Raw genomic sequence first — 18605 nt, 5'->3', positions numbered from 1 at the left:
ATTTCATTAGTATACTCGGGTAATCTTTGTAAGCAGGGGATATTGTAACGAAACACCAAAAAGCAGGACCTTGATAGCCCTGCTTATAATGCTTATATTAAAAGTGCTAACGGAGCTGCAATACCGACAGAATTACCAATTCCTACAAGTAACTTCATCATAAGGGGCATTAATTGAACCAGGATATAACCAATTGAAGCATTTTGTATGAGAGAAATTCCTTTATCTTTTTGGTTTATCATAAACATGAGTGCCCCACCAGTAAGCATAACTAGCGCGATCGGGTAAGATAACGCTACAAAATACGTTTATCAAATACCGCAGGGCTTATCGTTTAAAGAATTCCAAGCGAAATTAGATAACTTCCAGGACGGATTAAATAGTGAAAAGTCGCTATTAGAATTCTCTATAAGCGACGTAAAAGAAATTAACTGGAAAGTCAACGTTCTCCACCAGATAAAGGACCTTCTAGAAAAGAAGAACGATCGAAGCCTGATTATTTTCTTTTCGTCATGGGAATTAACTGCGGTCTAAGGATTAGCGATATGCTGCAATTAAAAGTTAAGGACGTCCTTATATGAAAATTAAAGAAGGGAAGACCGATAAATATAAACGATTTAGAAATAACACTGCCCTGCAGAACGAAATAGCCCTTTATGCTGCAGATATGGAACAAACCGATTATCTTTTCCCTTCTAGGAAGGGGGTGACAAGCCGATTACCAGGGTGCAGGCTTATAGAATTCTAAATAAAGTAGCCGAAGAGGTAGGTCTGGAAGAGATCGGGACCCATACACTGCGTAAAACTTTCGGCTATCACTTTTACAAGAAAATGAAGGACGTAGCAATGTTGCAGGATATTTTTAATCATTCTGCGCCATCTGTTACGAAACGCTATATAGGTATATCACAGGATGAAATAGACCAGGCGATAGACGATTTTAGTTTATAAAGGGGGTGTAAGTATGACATTTGTACGCATAAAAGAATTAGAAGCGCAGGTAGTACAGCTGCAAAAAGAATTAAAAGCTGCGAAGGTTGATAGTTTAATGATGGAAAAATACATACAGGAGAAAGGGCTTATTGACGACTGTGTAAAGATGGCTGAAAACGAAATTTTAGAGGTCCAAGCAGATATTTTACGTCGTCATTTTAAAGTAGTAGACCAGAGTGAGTAGTAAAGAGCCTTTCTAATATGTAGTTATAGTGTGTCTAATTACCCGACAGCCCATTGAGCCTATTACAATTCTTATTTTGGCATTCGGTTATGCTGTAATGATAAAAAGGAATTTCGTGTTTATTGAATTGTGGGAAAAGTGGTTTAAGAAATAGACAATCACATAAATTGTTGGAGTTGATAGTATGGGTACATATATAGGTCTTTCTTTGCTTCCGAGTGGAATTACTCAACAGGATTGGGAAACTGTCTATGAGGGTAAGTCTTAATTTGCTAAGAGCATATCCTTTTGCCGATAAGCAAGAGAAGGTGTATTTTGAGACTGAAATTCCATTCTATGTACAATCGAAAGAAAAGATTGATCCGGTTAAATATTGGCGTACTTGTGGTGATTTAGGTTCTAAAAGGTATGGAGAAACCTTTAGGTTGTATAGGGGTTTTACCAGCTATAATCAAGAATCGAACATATGGGAGGAATGGACATCTTGTTTGAACAGGATCAGTCTCGTGGCAACGAATTGATGAATTAAAGGGAGAAAAAATAAATGTATTACTTGCAAAATTAATAATAGATGAGTTATCAGACAATAAATTCGAGAAAGATACTGCAGATATTCGAAAAGCTCTATTTGAAAATCATATTCTTTTAGAGAGATTATATGGTTATATAAAAGATGATAAGACAATGAAAATGGTTCAGAAGTTGATAATTAATAATTCACAATGAGTTTTATATTCAAGTCAGTATGAACTGATAATGGGAAAATGAAGTGAGAAAATTAATCCAATTAGTATTTATTTATTGTCCTTATCATCATCTAAAAGTGATAGTAACTCATCTGCTTCGGTTTCAATTTTATTTATTTTTTCTTCTCGAATCCTCTTTCTTGCTGCAATTAATTGATTCATTGACTTCTTCTGTGAAATTGTACGTGGCTATTTCTTTATATCTATTATCTTATTCCGGTTCAACAGAAATCACCCTTTCAATTATTGTGTGCTACTAATAAAAATTTTGATGTTTCTCTAGATTATTAAATGGTTATTAATTCAATTGGGTGAAATAAATTAATTTTCACATCTACAATGAAGAATTGACTTATATTCCTATTTTATATAAATGTTGAACAAGGTGCTTTGAAAAAAAGGCTATAGAGCAAAGAATTGTAATCATTGGGTACAAGGGTGCAAAGGTAACTCTTGCACCCTTATTTAAATTCTTCTAATCTTTTTAAAGCTTTCTCATAAGCTATTTCTCTTTCTTTCTCTTCCCATTCAAGTCTTTGAAGAATTCGTTGCCAATAAATATTCCCTTCAATAGCATATGATTTTGCAGTTTCTCTCCAAAGGTAAGCTTCAGCTTCCTCCAATACAATATAAAACCTACTCTGGATTTTGAAGTGGGGCATTCCATCTTCTTTAATTAGATTATATATTGTCGAAGGACTTGTTCTAAAATGAGCAGCAGCTTCTTTTATTGTTAAAACGGTTCTACCATAATAGCTAGTCTTTTCTTTGTTTGTATGCTTTTTAATATCCTTAGAGAAATTATTAAGCTCATCTCTAATTATTTCTCTCAGTATGTCTTCAATCATTTTATTGCCTCCCTTATTTCTTTCAAAGTGCATGATTTCATTCCGTACTAAATGTACATCCCAGCAATTTTCTGGATCAGTCCAACCAAATTTTTTGTATTCTGAGATAGTTTCTTTTATTTCTCTCTCTTCAAAAAGTAACCGAGCTTTAATTTTCCTGTGAGGCATAGCTCTTGCATAGGTTAGCTGTCGTAAAGTATAAGTTCCTATACCTGTAATTTTTGATACTTCCTTAATAGTTAGGTACTTATTTGGTAAAACGTCAACATTTTTAGTGAGAGCATCAATAAAATAGGTGAATTCCTCATTAACAATTTTTTTTAAAAGGAATTCAAAAGACTTGTCCATAACTTCACCTCTTTTGAATAGGGTAACTAAATATTATAAATATAATTATAGAACATTAGTTCTTCGTTGTATCTATTATTTCGAATTGTCTGTATAATTAAAATGAGAGAAATGTAGAATTAGAGATTTTGAGTAAGTGATAAATATTTTGGTTAGAGCTTTAAAGGAAATAATTAATAAATACCAATATAAATAGAAGGTAAAGGTATAAAAGAATTTCTATATTAGAGAAGTTAGAGTATTTAACGCATTGGGATAATTTAAAAACTAGTTTAGAGTATAGTGAGGAAAAAAGATGAAAATATCTGATGAATTGAATAAGAATGATTTCTATTTTTCAGAGGGATATAAACGTATGAATTATCCTAAAGAAACAATCAATGAACCGGGTCTAAGAAACGCGCAAATTGGAGCAATTCATGCAATTTCCTCGTATTTTACTATTAATCATTCTAGTGCTGCAATTGTAGTAATGCCTACCGGATCAGGTAAAACTTCTGTTTTAATGATGGCACCATATGTATTAGGGGGGAAAAAGGTTCTTGTTGTTACTCCAAGCAGAATGGTTAGGGGACAGATTACCGAGGATTACAGCCAATTGATTACCCTTACTAGAGCCTGTGTATTTGATGACAGGGTTGAAAGACCAAATGTATTTGAGATGGAACATTTGTTTAAAGAAGATAATATTAGTGATGTTCAAGAAGCACAAGTAATTATAGCTACCCCAACATGTGCTTTATCTCTAACAAAAAACTCTGACGCCACCAAGTTAATAGATTTAGTTCTGATTGACGAGGCACATCACGTTCCAGCAAAGACTTGGGAGCAAATACTCGTAAATATGAAACACGCTAAACAGATACTATTCACTGCCACACCCTTTAGACTAGATAATAAAGAGATAAAAGGGGATATAGTATTTAATTATCCGCTCTCACTAGCATATAGAGATGGTATTTTTGGGTAAATACAGTATATACCAATTGAAGAATTTTTTGAAAGGGATAAGCTTATTGCAAAAAAAGCAGAAGAAGTTCTTCTAATAGATAGAGATAAAGGTTTGGACCATTATCTAATGGTTAGAACTAACTCAAAAAAAAATGCACTAGAACTGGAAAGACTTTATAGGGAGATTACAACTTTAAAACTAAAAAGAATAGACAGCTCTATGTCAAACTCAACAATTAAAAAGAGTATAACAGATCTAAAAGAACGAAAACTAGATGGTATTATATGTGTGGATATGTTAGGTGAGGGATTTGATTTCCCAAATCTAAAGATTGCTGCAATTCATGCTCCACATAAATCCTTAGCAAACACTTTGCAATTTATTGGCAGGTTCGCAAGGACAAATGCTAAAAATATTGGAGTAGCTAAATTTATAGCAATGAACGATAGTGAATTAATAATTGAAAATCAGGCTCTATATACCAGTGATTCCGTTTGGCAAGACATGATTATTGATATGAGTGAAGGGAAGATTAAGGAAGAAGAGTCGATCAAGGAGTATATAGGTGAGTATCAGAATTACAATGATAAAAAAACAGTAGGGCTAAATGGATTATCATTGCATGGTATTAGACTAAACTGTCATGCAAAAATCTATAAAGTTGTAGGATTCAATAAAACTGCAGAATTTCCCGAAGCGTGTAAAATTGAATATGGTCCATATTTAAATGAGAAGGATAACACCGTTATTGCAATCGGTAAAAATACAATGTCACCAAAGTGGTTTATAGGAGATAATGTAAAGGATGTAGAGAATCTTTTATATTTAATACACTTTCAAAAAGAGACGAACCTCCTTTTTATTTATTCACAAGTTAAAAGTGAAATAGTTTATGAAGGAATAGTAAACTCATTTTGTACTTTTTATGAAAAGATTCCTAAACATGAAATGAATAGAGTGCTTGGAAACTTACGCGATTTCGAAATTTTTAACTCTGGTATGCAAAATAGATATAATGATTCCGGTGAATCATATAGAATTTCAGCTGGTATTGATGTGAGTCAATCTATAGATCCTAGCAGTGGAAAATTGTATTCCGCAGGGCATGTATTTTGCAAGGCTATAACAGAGGAAAGTGCCATTACTATAGGCTATAGTAGTGGTTCTAAAATGTGGAGTAGTGCTTACGCTTCGTTAAGAGATTATATTAAATGGTGCGATTATAATGGATTGAAGATATCTAATAATAAACTTGTTGTAAAGACAAATACAAATTATGATTATTTACCTATACCAAGTAGACTTCATACTTATGCTTCAAATATCTTTATGACAGATTTCTCTTGGAAAACTTACAGTAATCCTCCTGCAGTATTTTTAGCAGGAAATAATGAGATCCAAGGTACTTTATTAGATTTATCATTAAAAATAAAAGCGCTAAAAAAGGATAAAATTCACCTACTGGTTTCTTTGAGGGATGCTGATGAAGAAGTAATTTGTGATGTAAATGCTAAATATACTTCAAACGGGAATAAAATCCTAGTTTCAGAAGGTCATAAACAAATACCTATAACAGAGTATTTAGATAACAACCCTTTAGTTTTCAGAACGACGGATGATATTATGATCCAAGGTATAGAAGTAAGTGAAGGAGATCCGAATGCGATTGCGTTCAGCAAAGAGAATATTGTACCTATCGACTGGGTTGAAGAATACAGTACCGATATCAGAGTAGAAGTTAATGATCCAAGATATCATCCACATGAAAAATCCATACAGACAACGTTGGGGGAAATTTTGGACAGTAATAGTGCCTACAAGTATATAATCTATGATCATTCAAGAGGGGAGATAGCTGATTATATTACAGTGTACGAAAATAAGACCTCATATGATATAACTTTCTTTCATGTAAAAAAGATGTCTGCTACTAATTATAATAGTGATGTAAATGATATTTATGAAGTAGCAGGTCAAGCAGTAAAATCTATAATATGGCTTAAAACTAAAGCTATTCTTTTAAGAAAGATTGAAGATAGAAGGAAGTCTAACCATTGTATTTTTTTACGTGGTGATTATGAGCAATTTAAAAAAGAACTTAGGAGTATTGAGAAACAGATTACTGGGAAAATTGTTATTGTTCAGCCGTCAATAAGTAAGGAGACTTATATGCCAGATAAGATTCAAGAGGTGTTAGCTGCATCTAGGTACTATATTAGCAACTCTGGAAAGGTGAAAAGTCTTCAGGTTTGGGGAAGCAAATAGTATGCCCGGAATACAAAAATAGGACAGGAGAATATCTCCTGTCTCATTTATTTGCCACGGTGAACCGTACCATAAGTAAATGAGGTTTTATTGAATGTGTTTATAAGAGTAGATATGCAAATCCTAAATTATATATTAGTAAATATTTTAAAGCTTACAGAAATTATTAAGTATAGAAAGTATAGAACGCTTAGTTAGTTAGAGTAACGTGACTCTTTAATACAGTCATAGTAAGAGGGACTAAAGTGATGATTTTAAAGGAGATGAAAGGGATGGGCAGAAATATAAATACTAACGTTGAAAGAAGGATATATGCTGAATCTATGGGGAGATGTATGAATCCAGAATGTAAAGTAGAATTGTTCAAAGAAAGTGGCGACATAATGGAAAAGGCACATATAATTCCGTATTGTGATACTAAAGACAACTCGTATGAAAATTTGATTATTTTATGTCCAAATTGTCATACAAACTTTGATAAAAACGGTGCATTCAGTGTAGATAATGTTAAAAAATGGAAACAAATACGTAAGGATGAGTTTGAGCGTTTTTTTAGTGAAGAGTATGATACATTTGAGGATTTAAAAAGTGAAGTAGTTCCATTGTTATTACATAATCAAGCAATTTTTGAAAACTATTATTTAGAGACTAAAAGGGAATTATGGGATATTTCTGAGGGAAAGATTTTATCAAACAATAGAATACTAAGGAGTATTTTAAAACATAATGCTAAGTTGATTCAAAATCATTCTCATGAAAGCTACTCAAATTTAGCAATAGTACAAAAATTCATGCTTCATATTGATGAGTTTGAAGCTACTCGATTAAGTAAAGAAAAAATAAGACATGTATTATTTCCGGCTGAGATTAACTCCTTGTTTGGAATAGAACCTTTAAAGGAAGATTTTATACCATCTGTAGAGTCTATTGAGAGTTTAATAGCAGTATTGCAGAATAAGGGAGAATTTGAATTTATTGTTTTAGGTGTCGATAATCCATATATACAGGTTAAAAAAGACAATACTTCTGAAAAAATTTATCTTAACGATACCCCTAGGTTAAGACAAATGTATTATGATAACAATTGTTTTAGGAAAGTGAATGTTCGATTTGAAAGCTTAAATTATGCTCTAAAAGCTATAAAGTCAAGAGGGTTAAATTTTAATTTTTTGAATATAAACAATCTAAAAGAAATTACAGTAAATGGTGTAAAGATAGTTTTTATTTATGAGTATTGCTTAAGTAAAGTTAAATTACTACAACTATCTCCAGAGGAAAAATGTGTGGTTTTAAACTTACATAATTGGAATGGTGAGAGTTGTATTTCAGCAGAAGCATACGAACTAGCAAAAGAAATGAAAGTTACGTTATTAACAATGGATAAATTTTATGGATACATTAATAGCATTAAACAAAAAAGATAGTGTCATTCAGAAAATCATATATCATATAGAATTGTTTGAGTCATTTGAAAGTGTGTATTTGTTTGGATCAATAATCAATGAGAAAAGAACTCCAAATGATATAGATTTATTGCTAATATACAAAGATTTTTCTAGTAGACTTTTAATTGATTTAGATAAGATAAGCACTATTTTTGATCAATTATATGGATTCTCCTTTGATTTAACTATACTAAGTGAACATGAGGAAGATGAGTCAAGTTTTATAATTAGATTAAACTCAAATTATTTAAGACTAAAATGACAAATCTTTATATAAATAAAATATATGATTATTTTGCTTGAGTGAATTTACTTATATTATTCAGTAATAAAGCTTTTTATCTATATAATTTTATGTTTAGTGGACATAAAACTGTACTTGGATAGATGGTTGAAATTTATTGCCTTGAGAAAACCTCAGTTTAAGTAGTTACGGAGAACCGTACCATGTTAATAATCGATTACAGCCATAAGAATGTACCGCTTCTGCCTTTTTTTCACCAGCGGTTGCCATGAAATTTACCAGTTGCTACTAAACAGTTTACCAATGGGGTAACGTTAAGGCTTTGGAAAGTGAAAAAACCTAATTCCTCCTTTTTTTGATGGGGAATTAGGCTTATGTTCTTCCGCAATCGCCCGATTGTTGAAGATCATTTCTATTGAATAGTATATTTGTACTGTGCAGCAAAAGGATTTTTAGTTTTTCAGCTTTCTTGTTCAACATAAGCTCCGTTACTTGAATAAGAAGTGACTTAAATTAAAGACATTATTTTTTATTTTATTATGGTAATATTATACTGTAACTCTATTAAATTAAGCGGGTGAAGCAGCTGACTACCATACAAGAATTATACAGTGATTTCAGTGTGGATCATTGGTTCGATTTAGAGCCTTGGGATGTACATTATATGAATTTTGAACCTAATATCATTTACGCAGCACATAAAATTGGTGATGTCTATTATGCCTTTAGTAATGGAAGGTCTTATCTTTCAGATTTCGATTGTGAAAATTTTGGTCAATTAATATCTCAAAATGATGACACACACCTAAGATACTTAAGATCTAAATTTCTTCAAAGTGCTTTATCTTTTTACAACTATGCCATCGATTTATCTTGGCAAGTTATCTGGTTTTATTTAGGAGATAACTCATTTCTATTCATGGAGAAGCATAGATACTATCAAAAATACTCTGGGTTCTGTACTTTTCCAACCCTACTTGAAGTGGTTGGATTAAGAGGCAGGGAAGAATTCAGGCAACATTTACTTGCCTTTAATAACAACCCTCTAACGTTAGAGGTGAGACAATTATATAACTATGTAAAACATAGAGGTAGCTTATATACCAAAAATTTAGGGGAGCAATATAATAGCATGATGATGGGATATGTTAGTGGTAGTATAGAATATACGCCTCAAATGATTACAAGAAAAGTCTTTGATTTGGATGAATGGAAAGAAAAATTAATTGAATTTGACCAGTTGTTTTTTCATTATTTTGAATGTTTAATCCATTTGATACTTCCACAAAATTATCAAACTACTCAATATGATTTTGGTTTATCCCTTAATTATAGTCGCAGAAGGTTAGAATTTATTCAAAATGACATGGAAGATTATGAGAGACGATTTAATGAGAACTTTTCAGGATAAAGCGATTTGCTTTATCCTTTTTTATTTTTAGAAAGGATTATTACATTCTCTGCCATTGTCAACTCTGAATAAAAGAGGTGAATTTATGAATATTGAACATTAAGAGTTCATCGTGAAATGCATTACCAAACTAATTCGTTGCTGCGCAGTATGTGTCTACTACGCAATATAAGAATTACTCCACATTATGGTCAAGGATGGTACATCTCACAAGCAGTAATCAAATAATAGATGCACCACTTCTTTCAACAGTCAGCCCACAACACATGTAGTGTACTGCTCTTTTCTTTCCATCCCTTCACCCATACCAGTAATTTATTTGGTCCCAAATTGGCCCCAGCTGGCCCCAATTTAGTACATTATCCTGCATCATTTTGCAAAGTAGATAAAAATAAAAAATCCCCTGAAACGTTGATATAACAACATTTCAAGGGATTTTTGTGCATTACTCTGCAATCTAAAAAGATTAACGAGAGTAGAACTCAACGATAAGAGCTTCATTGATTTCTGCTGGTAGTTCAGAACGTTCTGGAAGACGTGATAAAGATCCTTCAAGCTTGTCAGCATCGAAAGTTAAGAACTCAGGTACGAAGCTGTTCACTTCAAGAGATTCTTTAACGATGTCAAGGTTACGAGACTTTTCACGTAAGCTGATTGTTTGACCAGGTTGTACACGGAAAGATGGGATATCTACACGATTTCCATCAACAGTGATATGACCATGGTTTACAAGTTGACGTGCTTGGCGACGAGTACGTGCAAGACCAAAACGATAAACAACGTTATCAAGACGAGCTTCAAGAAGTGCCATGAAGTTTTCACCGTGTTTACCTTGCATTTTGCCAGCTTGATCAAAAAGGTTACGGAATTGGCGTTCTGTTACTCCGTACATGTGACGAAGCTTTTGCTTTTCTTGAAGTTGTAAACCGTATTCTGAAAGTTTTTTACGTTGGTTAGGACCATGAGGACCTGGAGCGTAAGGACGCTTTTCTAATTCTTTACCTGTACCGCTTAAAGAAATACCTAAACGGCGGGATAATTTCCAACTTGGACCAGTATAACGAGCCATGAATGACTCCTCCTTTGTGTTTTTATTTTGTTGTAAAATAAAAACCGATGTGAATTATCTAATATGAATATTTTGTTTTCATGCACCTTCGCTCCAGCAGCAGAGAGTTACAAGATACACCTCACAGAAGAGGAACAAAATACAGCATATCAGCCATCACCAAGGCTGCATTTATTTTACACAAAGAATATTATATGAGTTTGCATGAATGAAGTCAAGGTATATTTCATTTTATCCTTTAAAGAACATTTTTTAAAGGCTGTTTTCGTAACCTAGGAAGTTCTTCTTTCATTTCGGGAATACTATCTAACATTTCTTCGGAAGGAATTTCTCCCTGGAAGTAGGAGAAAACCTCATCGTTTTCACACCAGAAAAACCGGGAACCTACATGTACAGCTGCTAGTTGGGAATGATCCGAGGTGTAATCATTGTGAAAGAATCATAGTAGGAAGTAAAAGTTCTATAAAAAATCGGCTTTATCCAATGGGGTAGCTGGTTTTAAAAATTAGAAAATCCAGTTGACAGTCCATCTACTGCGTGATACGATATACCTGTAATTAGTCATACTGAATAGTGATGTTGCAAAAATATTTATAAGAAAAGTAGTTGACATCCTTACTACTCAGTGTTACAATGTACGTGTAATAAGCAATACTGAATAGCTGATCCCAAAAGCTATTCAGTAAAAATTTCCCTTGGTACTAAGTTATACTGAATATAAGTCATACAAAATAGAGGTGGCTCTGAACATGGAAAATTTAACTGAAATGCTGAAAGGTTCGCTGGAAGGCTGCGTGCTGGAAATCATCAGCCGCCATGAAACCTATGGCTACGAGATTACCCGCCGCCTGAACGAGCTTGGGTTTACCGAAGTCGTGGAAGGGACGGTCTACACCATCCTCGTGAGATTAGAAAAGAAAAAACTGGTGAACGTAGAAAAGAAACCGTCAGATATGGGGCCGCCCCGCAAGTTTTACTCACTTAATGAGGCTGGCAGCCAGGAACTTGAATTATTTTGGGAAAAATGGGATTTTGTATCATCAAAAATCAACGTCTTAAAGTCAATTTAGTTTCATAAGATATTCCGTCTGATATTTTTGGAGTGTCTTGTTCAGCTTTATAAAAAAGGAGGAAAAATAACATGTTAGAAATGTTCAAAAAAATGATTGGTGATAAAAAAGAGTATAAGATGATGATGGCACGGGTTGAAGCCCTGCCAGAGGACTACCAGTTTGTATTTAAGAAAATTCAAAACTACATGTGGAATTTTTCAGCGGGCAACGGGATGGATATGCTGCACATGCAGTATGAATTAATCGAGTTGTTCGAAGCCGGTGCGGCGGAAGGCAGACAGGTGCTGGAAATCACTGGGGACGACGTGGCGTCCTTTGCCGACGAACTAGTAGCAAACGCTAAAACCTATGTCGCCAAGTATCGTGAAGATTTGAATCAGAGTATCATAAAGCGATTGGGAAAAAAGTAAATTCAATAGATAATAAATACCGACTGAATAGCTGGTTACAAGTGAGGATTGTCACCTTCGTTATTCAGTTATATTTTCAACTCGGTAATAAGTCATACAGATTATCAGTCAGACTAAATAGAAGAGTATAGGCAATCTAGCTCCGTAAGGCGCTTTTATAAGGAGGAAAAAATATGAGCAATGCAGCGATTACTGTAAAAGGGTTAAAAAAATCCTTTAAAGACAAAGAAGTCTTAAAGGGGGTGGATTTTGAGGTGCGGCGTGGAGAAATTTTCGCACTGCTGGGCTCAAATGGAGCGGGCAAGACGACGACGGTCAACATCCTCTCGACGCTGATGAAGGCCGATGGCGGCGAAGTAGGTATTTGCGGCTTTGACGTCCAGCGTCAACCAGATCATGTTCGCCAGAGCATCAGCCTGACAGGGCAGTTCGCAGCTTTAGACGGCGTGCTTACAGGAAGGGAAAACCTGATGATGATCGCTAAGTTGCGGGGAGTTTCCAATCCCGCTCAAGTCGCCGACAATCTGCTTGCAAGATTCAGCCTGACCGATGCGGCTAACCGCCGGGCGGATAATTATTCCGGCGGGATGAAGCGCCGGCTTGATATCGCCATGAGCCTGATCGGGACGCCAGCAGTCATTTTTCTCGACGAACCGACGACAGGTCTTGATCCCGAAGCGCGGATTGAAGTCTGGGATACCGTCAAGGAGCTTGCCGGCGGCGGTACGACCATCTTGCTGACGACACAATACCTGGAGGAAGCCGAACAACTGGCTGACCGTATTGCCATCCTGCATGGCGGAAAAATCATCACGACCGGTACCCTTACCGAACTTAAAGAGATGTTCCCGCCAGCGGAAGTAGAGTACATCGAGAAACAGCCGACATTGGAGGAAATTTTCCTCGCGATCATCGGCAAAAAGGAGGAGATGTAAATGAAAAGCAAAACAGGGGTATTACTATGGCGTCTAATGCGCAACATCATGCGAAGCCCGGATACGATTATCACGGTGGCGATTACGCCGATTATGATGATGCTGCTGTTTGTCTACGTATTTGGCGGCGCCATAAAGACAGGCACAGACAACTACGTTAATTATTTATTGCCGGGAATCTTGCTGATGGCTATCGCATCCGGCGTCGCTTACACTTCCGTGCGGCTGTTTACGGATGTAAAGAGCGGGCTGATGGCGCGTTTCATTACCATGCCCATCAAGCGCTCGTCAGTATTGTGGGCTCACGTCTTGACCTCGCTTGTTTCCAATGCGCTTACTGTCGTGGTGGTTATCCTCGTCGCGCTCTTGATGGGCTTTCGTTCCAGCGCTGACATCCTGGCTTGGCTCGCGGTAGCTGGGATACTTGGGCTGTTTACGCTGGCGCTGACATGGCTGGCGGTCATTCCCGGATTGACAGCGGGCTCTATGGAAGGGGCGACAGCCTACTCGTACCCGCTGATTTTCCTGCCGTTTATCAGTTCGGCCTTTGTCCCCACCGAAACCATGCCTAAAATTGTCCGTGCGTTCGCTGAGAACCAGCCCGTGACTTCAATCGTGAATGCGATTCGTTCCCTCTTGTATGAAGGGTCTGTTGGCAACGATATCTGGATCGCGCTTGCTTGGTGCGTCGGCATCATGGTCATCGCTTACTTCTTCGCTAGTAAACAATTTAAACGCCAGTTAGGGTGAATACACCATTATAGAATTAGCCCTATCAATAGTCAGCCGCTGTGATGAATGCATTTGCGCTGCTAAAATGCCGGGGCAACCAAATCATGGAGACGCTCAAAATTAGTGTGATTGGTGGCGGCTCGATCACTTATCTCAACACGAGGTTTGCTTTGCATGCTTTAGAAGAATTTACAGAGGTAGTGCTCTTTCGCAGGAGAAGAAATTAAAAGAATAAAGCCCATAGATATAATTGATAGTAAAAGAGTAGATTCTGAATCAAAACCGCATTGGTAATCAATGTCATTAACTTAAGGAACTATGGATTACATTTCAGTTGGAATGTGATTCATAGTTTATTTCGATTGAAGGAAAAAAATTTAAAGGCAGTACGAAAAGAGAGAATGTTTCTCCCTTAAATCAGATTTTAAGTTGTTTTATTCTATCGGATCCATTAAAAGCTTTCCTTTTGTATATGTGATGTCTGTTTTTCGAACTCTTTGTCCCTTCATATTTCCTTCCCTTTCAAATAAAAACTATTTCCTTAAGAATCTTGTTGTGCAATCGATTAAAGAGCTGCTCCTGTTTCGATGGATCTTTCTTCTAGTAGGATTATATACCTATGCACAACTCGGATTTTATAGGTATTATATCATAGTTACGATGATTCAATTATGATATAATTACATCAAGAGAGCTACTTAGCTAATAGAAGTTACTGCTTATAAGTTTAAATATGAGCGAGAAGAAGTGTGGGTGGAATCGATGGATTGGAGTAATAAGTATTTCTTACATATCTATAAATCTCGTCTTTATGATCTAATGAACGTGGATTCTAGTACAAATACAGTGAATATCCACCATTGGTACAGAGAATGGTTTAAGATTGTGCAGGACTGTTTTCAAGCACAGGATATAGTCTATTATCAATGGATGGGAGAAGAGTACAGAATAGTCCATGTTTCGACAAATCATAATGTGAGTTATTCAATGTCCTCTCAATCAGCTGATGCCTTATTTCACTACCATTCATTAAGTTATAATTCCGAAATAGGGAAGGATACTTTTGCTTATGATATTGGCTTTAAATTAATGAAAAAAAACAGTACCCCGCTTGGCATTTTATTTGTTCAAGGGTCGCAAATCAGTATGTCTCAATTATTTGAAAGTGATCTTCTTGATTTTGCATTAGAAAGTGAGCAATTTTTAAAGAAAATGAATTATTTTTATAAGATCGTTGAGGATGAACAGCGTTATCGCGAACTTTATAAGGTGACAGAAATATTCCATTCTACAATGGATATTGACCTTTTGTTAAAACAAGTTATTACCACCTTATACCGAGTATTTCCTGACTATTCTTTTAATTTGCTGCTTTCAAATGATCATCATAAGCACGAAGGCTTACCGATTAAAGGTTTTGAATATGACACTGCCGACCTTGCTGCTATGCAGTCATTTGTGAATGGAACGATTGAAATAGCAGATTCTACTCATGTAGAACATGCTACTTTATATGCTCCACTTAAAGGGAAACAAGGGGTTTATGGTGTTTTGGAAGTATGCTCTACACATTCATTTAGCTACCCAGAATATGAGGTTGAGTTCATTCGATTACTCGCATATACAGCTGGCAGTGCCCTTGAAAACGCGAAACTTTACCAGCAATCAAAAAGTCTGATTACTGATCTCCAGCTAATAAATGAAATATCTCATAAATTAAATTCAGACCTACGTATGTCAGAAACCCTTTCCTATTTGAAAGTTCAAATTGATCGGTCATTTCAAGCTTCTGCAGTGGCATTTATCATGATAAATCAAGGAGAAGAACAGGTATTAAATGAGAGTAGCTCGTTCTTTTTTTCAGAAAATGGGAATCAATACATTCGGTTTGTAAAGGACCGAATTGTAAATGAAAATGAGTCTCTTTTCATAGGGGACATCAGTACTAAGCTGGAGGGACAAATTCCATACTTTTCGCTAATGGCTGTGCCAATGGTTCAAAAAAATTTAATAAAAGGATTTTGTATTGTTCTCCAAGAAAAACCGTATTCCTTTTCTTTCGATATGTATAAATTGCTTCAATCCTTTATTCATCACTCTACTCTAGCGCTCACTAATTCAATGTTAAGGGAAAAGCTTGAAAAAATGGTCATTACAGATCATTTGACCAGCTTATACGCAAGAAGATATTTAGATGATGAAATGAAAAAATCGATGAAACGAGATGATAGAGGAAGCTATATTTTAATGGATCTCGATAATTTTAAAGAAATAAATGATCGCTACGGCCATCAAGTTGGAGATGAAGTTCTCATTCAAACAGCCAGGGTTATTCAAAGGACTGTAGAAGGGAAGGGGCTCCCAGCTAGATGGGGGGGAGAAGAAATAGCTGTTTATTTTCCAAACTATTCTGCCGCTGAATCGAAAGTAATAGCAGACGAAATTGTTAAAAGGATTCCAAAAGAGACAAGCCCAAGTATAACGGTATCTTGTGGAATCTCTAGCTGGGAAGATCATAATGATATAAATGTGAAATCGTTAATAAGAAGGGCTGATTCAGCTCTATACGTTGCTAAGAACAAGGGTAGAAATCAAGTAGTCATGCAACATGTTGAAACTTCTATCAAGTAAAAATGATTCTCAAAAAAATAAAACGATGGGAAGCTGCCCTACCTCATCGTTTTAATTATGTAAATTATGGTTGAAATGTTCTCTCACAGAAAATTTGATTTGGAGATCTGTAGATTTTTAAACCATGTAGGGTGTTGGATTTATTGAAAACGCTTTCTTTTTGGGTGTGAATATCATATCCTAATAATAGATAAAGAAGATTGTAGCTATAAGAAGAGGAGTCCATTAAATAGAACCACGAACTATTCCATCACTTGTATACTGTGTTTACTTAAATAGCTTATTGATGGAAAGGAGTCTCGGGTAAATATTGGATCAATCTTTAAAGGGAGGAATAGGAATGTCAAAGGGGTTTGAAAAATTTGAAACGAAGGTCATTCATGAAGGGTATTCGTCACCATTGTATCGTGATAGTTTAGCTCCCCCATTATTTCAAACATCTACATTTACGTTTGATACAGCTGAACAAGGGGAAAGAAGATTTGCCGGTGAAGAAGCTGGCTATATCTATTCACGCTTGGGGAACCCAACCGTTACGTTTTTAGAAGAGAGAGTGGCGGCTCTGGAAAACGGTGAATCTGCACTGGCTTTTGGCTCAGGGATGGCAGCGGTTTCATCTGTTCTATTATATTTAACAAAATCAAATGATCATGTATTATGTTCGCAAGGTGTATACGGTTGCACATTTGGACTGCTAAAGCTGATGGAAGAAAAATATAATATTCAACATGATTTCTCTTCAATGAATTCAGAAGAGGAGCTGCTAAGCTGCATTCGAGATCATACCACATGTATCTATGTTGAGACACCTATAAATCCGACGATGAGTCTTATTGATTTGGAAATGGTGGCAAGAGTAGCAAAGAAGAAGGGGATTCCTGTTGTTGTCGATAATACTTTTAGCTCTCCTTACTTACAGAACCCATTAGATTTTGGATGTGACTATGTGGTTCATAGTGCTACGAAGTATATTGGAGGACATGGTGATGTCATTGCAGGACTTGTTGTTGGCCGCTCTGAAAGTTTGGCTGAAATCAGAATGACGACACAGAAGGATATTGGAGGAATAATCTCACCATTTGATGCTTGGCTATTATTAAGAGGGTTAAAGACATTGCCTATCCGCATGGATCGTCATTGTGAGAATGCAGAAAGGGTTGCAAACTTTTTACAACAACATCCATTGATTGAAGATGTTTTCTATCCTGGAGATTCAAAGAGTCCATTCTATGAAATTATGAAAAAACAAATGAAAAAGCCAGGCGGTCTTATCGCATTTACTGTAAAAGGGACAAAAAAGACGGCACAGAAGTTAATGAACGAGCTTCAATTAATTAAAATTGCGGTGAGTTTAGGTGATGCTGAGACGCTTATTCAACATCCAGCGACAATGACACATGCTATCGTACCAGAAGAATCTAGAGCTCAAATGGGGATTTCAGATACATTATTAAGGATTTCTGTTGGTCTAGAGTCATGGGAAGATATTTGTGAGGACATCAATCAAGCTTTGGAGAAATTAGATCCAGCTTTAGAAATCATGAAATAAACGAAAAGCTGACCCATATCAACACCTTGTGTGGTGATATGGGTCAGCTCAATTGAGAAACCCATTCCTTATTTTTTCGAAAATGGGTCCTTATAGATATTTGACTAGAGCCTCAACAAACTCCTCTAATTTTTGTTGGTCGATTTCATCAAACCGATTTTTTTCGGGGCTATCAATGTCCAGAACGCCTAATAGCTCCCCATCTTTTACGATTGGAACGACAATTTCAGATAAAGAAGCAGCATCACAAGCAATGTGACCAGGGAATTGATGTACATCCTCTATTAGCATGGTTTTCTTTTCTTTAGCGGCTGTCCCACATACACCTCGTCCTAGAGGAATTCTGACACAAGCAGGTAATCCTTGAAAGGGTCCAAGAATAAGCTCTTCTTCGTCAATTAAATAAAACCCAACCCAATTTACACGATCTAAAAACTGGTTTAATAATGCAGATGCATTACTTAAATTAGCGATTACATTTGGTTCTCCATCGAGTAGAGCTTTTAATTGTTTAATGACTAAATCGTAGTTAGATTCACGCTTACCTTCATATTTTTCAACTTCAAACATGACTATTCCCCTCATTTCTACAAGATTAGATGATTCCCTATGAATTTCTACCTATATCATAAAGAAACTGTCGACAAATACTTAAAGGATTATCGAAAGCAACCAAGAATTCATACATAACAGGTTCTTTATGTTAGTCAAAATGATTCAATTTTTTAGCGCAAGTAGCCAGCAACCCTAAAGCCTGACATGAATGTAGG

General features: G+C 35.7%; 17 protein-coding genes and 1 pseudogene. 14 read left to right on the top strand and 4 right to left on the bottom strand.

Annotated features, from left to right (window positions below; all coding sequences use genetic code 11):
• Window positions 1-92 precede the first annotated feature (92 nt).
• Window positions 93-248: a hypothetical protein gene (locus tag JOC86_RS07425; RefSeq protein ID WP_239587413.1), complete on the bottom strand. Its 156-nt coding sequence runs from the start codon at window positions 246-248 to the stop codon at window positions 93-95.
• Window positions 249-431: 183 nt separating this feature from the next.
• Here JOC86_RS07425 and JOC86_RS07420 point away from each other — a divergent pair.
• Together JOC86_RS07420 and JOC86_RS07415 are read left to right on the top strand one after the other, a co-directional pair.
• Window positions 432-951, top strand: a pseudogene (locus tag JOC86_RS07420) (tyrosine-type recombinase/integrase).
• A 13-nt stretch (window positions 952-964) separates the two neighbouring features.
• Window positions 965-1177: a hypothetical protein gene (locus JOC86_RS07415; protein WP_205169619.1), complete on the top strand. Its 213-nt coding sequence runs from the start codon at window positions 965-967 to the stop codon at window positions 1175-1177.
• Window positions 1178-2384: 1207 nt separating this feature from the next.
• Here the strand turns inward: JOC86_RS07415 and JOC86_RS07410 are convergent.
• Window positions 2385-3119: a helix-turn-helix domain-containing protein gene (locus tag JOC86_RS07410; protein WP_205169617.1), complete on the bottom strand. Its 735-nt coding sequence runs from the start codon at window positions 3117-3119 to the stop codon at window positions 2385-2387.
• 295 nt (window positions 3120-3414) lie between these two features.
• Here JOC86_RS07410 and JOC86_RS07405 point away from each other — a divergent pair, with 295 nt between their 5' ends.
• From JOC86_RS07405 to JOC86_RS07385, 5 genes are all read left to right on the top strand, one after another.
• Window positions 3415-4089, top strand: coding sequence for a DEAD/DEAH box helicase (locus tag JOC86_RS07405; protein ID WP_205169615.1), 675 nt, complete (start codon window positions 3415-3417; stop codon window positions 4087-4089).
• Between the two features lie 108 nt (window positions 4090-4197).
• A complete protein-coding gene (locus JOC86_RS07400) occupies window positions 4198-6336 on the top strand; it encodes a DEAD/DEAH box helicase (RefSeq protein WP_205169613.1) in 2139 nt (712 codons plus the stop codon).
• A gap of 248 nt (window positions 6337-6584) precedes the next feature.
• The gene (locus JOC86_RS07395; RefSeq protein ID WP_239587483.1) at window positions 6585-7760 is read left to right on the top strand and encodes an HNH endonuclease signature motif containing protein; all 1176 of its coding nucleotides are present in this window, start codon (window positions 6585-6587) and stop codon (window positions 7758-7760) included.
• Complete coding sequence (locus JOC86_RS07390; RefSeq protein ID WP_239587412.1) at window positions 7726-8043, top strand: nucleotidyltransferase family protein; 318 nt, start codon at window positions 7726-7728, stop codon at window positions 8041-8043. The genes JOC86_RS07395 and JOC86_RS07390 overlap by 35 nt, the downstream gene beginning before the upstream one ends.
• Before the next feature lie 646 nt (window positions 8044-8689).
• Entirely contained in the window at window positions 8690-9436 is a 747-nt protein-coding gene (locus tag JOC86_RS07385) for a hypothetical protein (protein WP_205169611.1), read from the top strand.
• A gap of 466 nt (window positions 9437-9902) precedes the next feature.
• On the opposite strand, the gene rpsD is transcribed toward JOC86_RS07385, so the two are convergent.
• Window positions 9903-10505 carry a 30S ribosomal protein S4 gene (gene rpsD, locus JOC86_RS07380; RefSeq protein ID WP_205169609.1) on the bottom strand — a complete coding sequence of 201 codons (603 nt, stop codon included), beginning with the start codon at window positions 10503-10505 and terminating at the stop codon, window positions 9903-9905.
• 749 nt (window positions 10506-11254) lie between these two features.
• Between rpsD and JOC86_RS07375 the strand changes: the two genes are divergently transcribed.
• From JOC86_RS07375 to megL, 7 genes are all read left to right on the top strand, one after another.
• Window positions 11255-11575, top strand: coding sequence for a PadR family transcriptional regulator (locus JOC86_RS07375; protein WP_205169601.1), 321 nt, complete (start codon window positions 11255-11257; stop codon window positions 11573-11575).
• A gap of 71 nt (window positions 11576-11646) precedes the next feature.
• Complete coding sequence (locus JOC86_RS07370) at window positions 11647-11988, top strand: DUF1048 domain-containing protein (RefSeq protein WP_205169599.1); 342 nt, start codon at window positions 11647-11649, stop codon at window positions 11986-11988.
• A 173-nt stretch (window positions 11989-12161) separates the two neighbouring features.
• Window positions 12162-12923 (top strand): ABC transporter ATP-binding protein, encoded by a 762-nt coding sequence (locus tag JOC86_RS07365; RefSeq protein ID WP_205169596.1) that lies wholly within the window; start codon window positions 12162-12164, stop codon window positions 12921-12923.
• Window positions 12924-13673: an ABC transporter permease gene (locus JOC86_RS07360; protein WP_205169595.1), complete on the top strand. Its 750-nt coding sequence runs from the start codon at window positions 12924-12926 to the stop codon at window positions 13671-13673.
• Between the two features lie 44 nt (window positions 13674-13717).
• Window positions 13718-13882, top strand: a complete 165-nt coding sequence (locus tag JOC86_RS07355) for a hypothetical protein (RefSeq protein ID WP_205169593.1) — start codon at window positions 13718-13720, stop codon at window positions 13880-13882.
• Between the two features lie 535 nt (window positions 13883-14417).
• The gene (locus JOC86_RS07350) at window positions 14418-16286 is read left to right on the top strand and encodes a sensor domain-containing diguanylate cyclase (RefSeq protein WP_205169591.1); all 1869 of its coding nucleotides are present in this window, start codon (window positions 14418-14420) and stop codon (window positions 16284-16286) included.
• 340 nt (window positions 16287-16626) lie between these two features.
• On the top strand, window positions 16627-17835 hold the full coding sequence (gene megL / locus JOC86_RS07345; protein ID WP_205169589.1) for a methionine gamma-lyase: 1209 nt from the start codon (window positions 16627-16629) through the stop codon (window positions 17833-17835).
• A 90-nt stretch (window positions 17836-17925) separates the two neighbouring features.
• Here the strand turns inward: megL and JOC86_RS07340 are convergent, their stop codons facing one another.
• Window positions 17926-18405 carry a GAF domain-containing protein gene (locus tag JOC86_RS07340; protein WP_205169587.1) on the bottom strand — a complete coding sequence of 160 codons (480 nt, stop codon included), beginning with the start codon at window positions 18403-18405 and terminating at the stop codon, window positions 17926-17928.
• Window positions 18406-18605 lie beyond the last annotated feature (200 nt).

It is taken from the genome of Rossellomorea pakistanensis (genome assembly GCF_016908495.1).
Taxonomy (GTDB): domain Bacteria; phylum Bacillota; class Bacilli; order Bacillales; family Bacillaceae_B; genus Rossellomorea; species Rossellomorea pakistanensis.
This window is presented reverse-complemented; position numbering and strand designations above follow the sequence as displayed.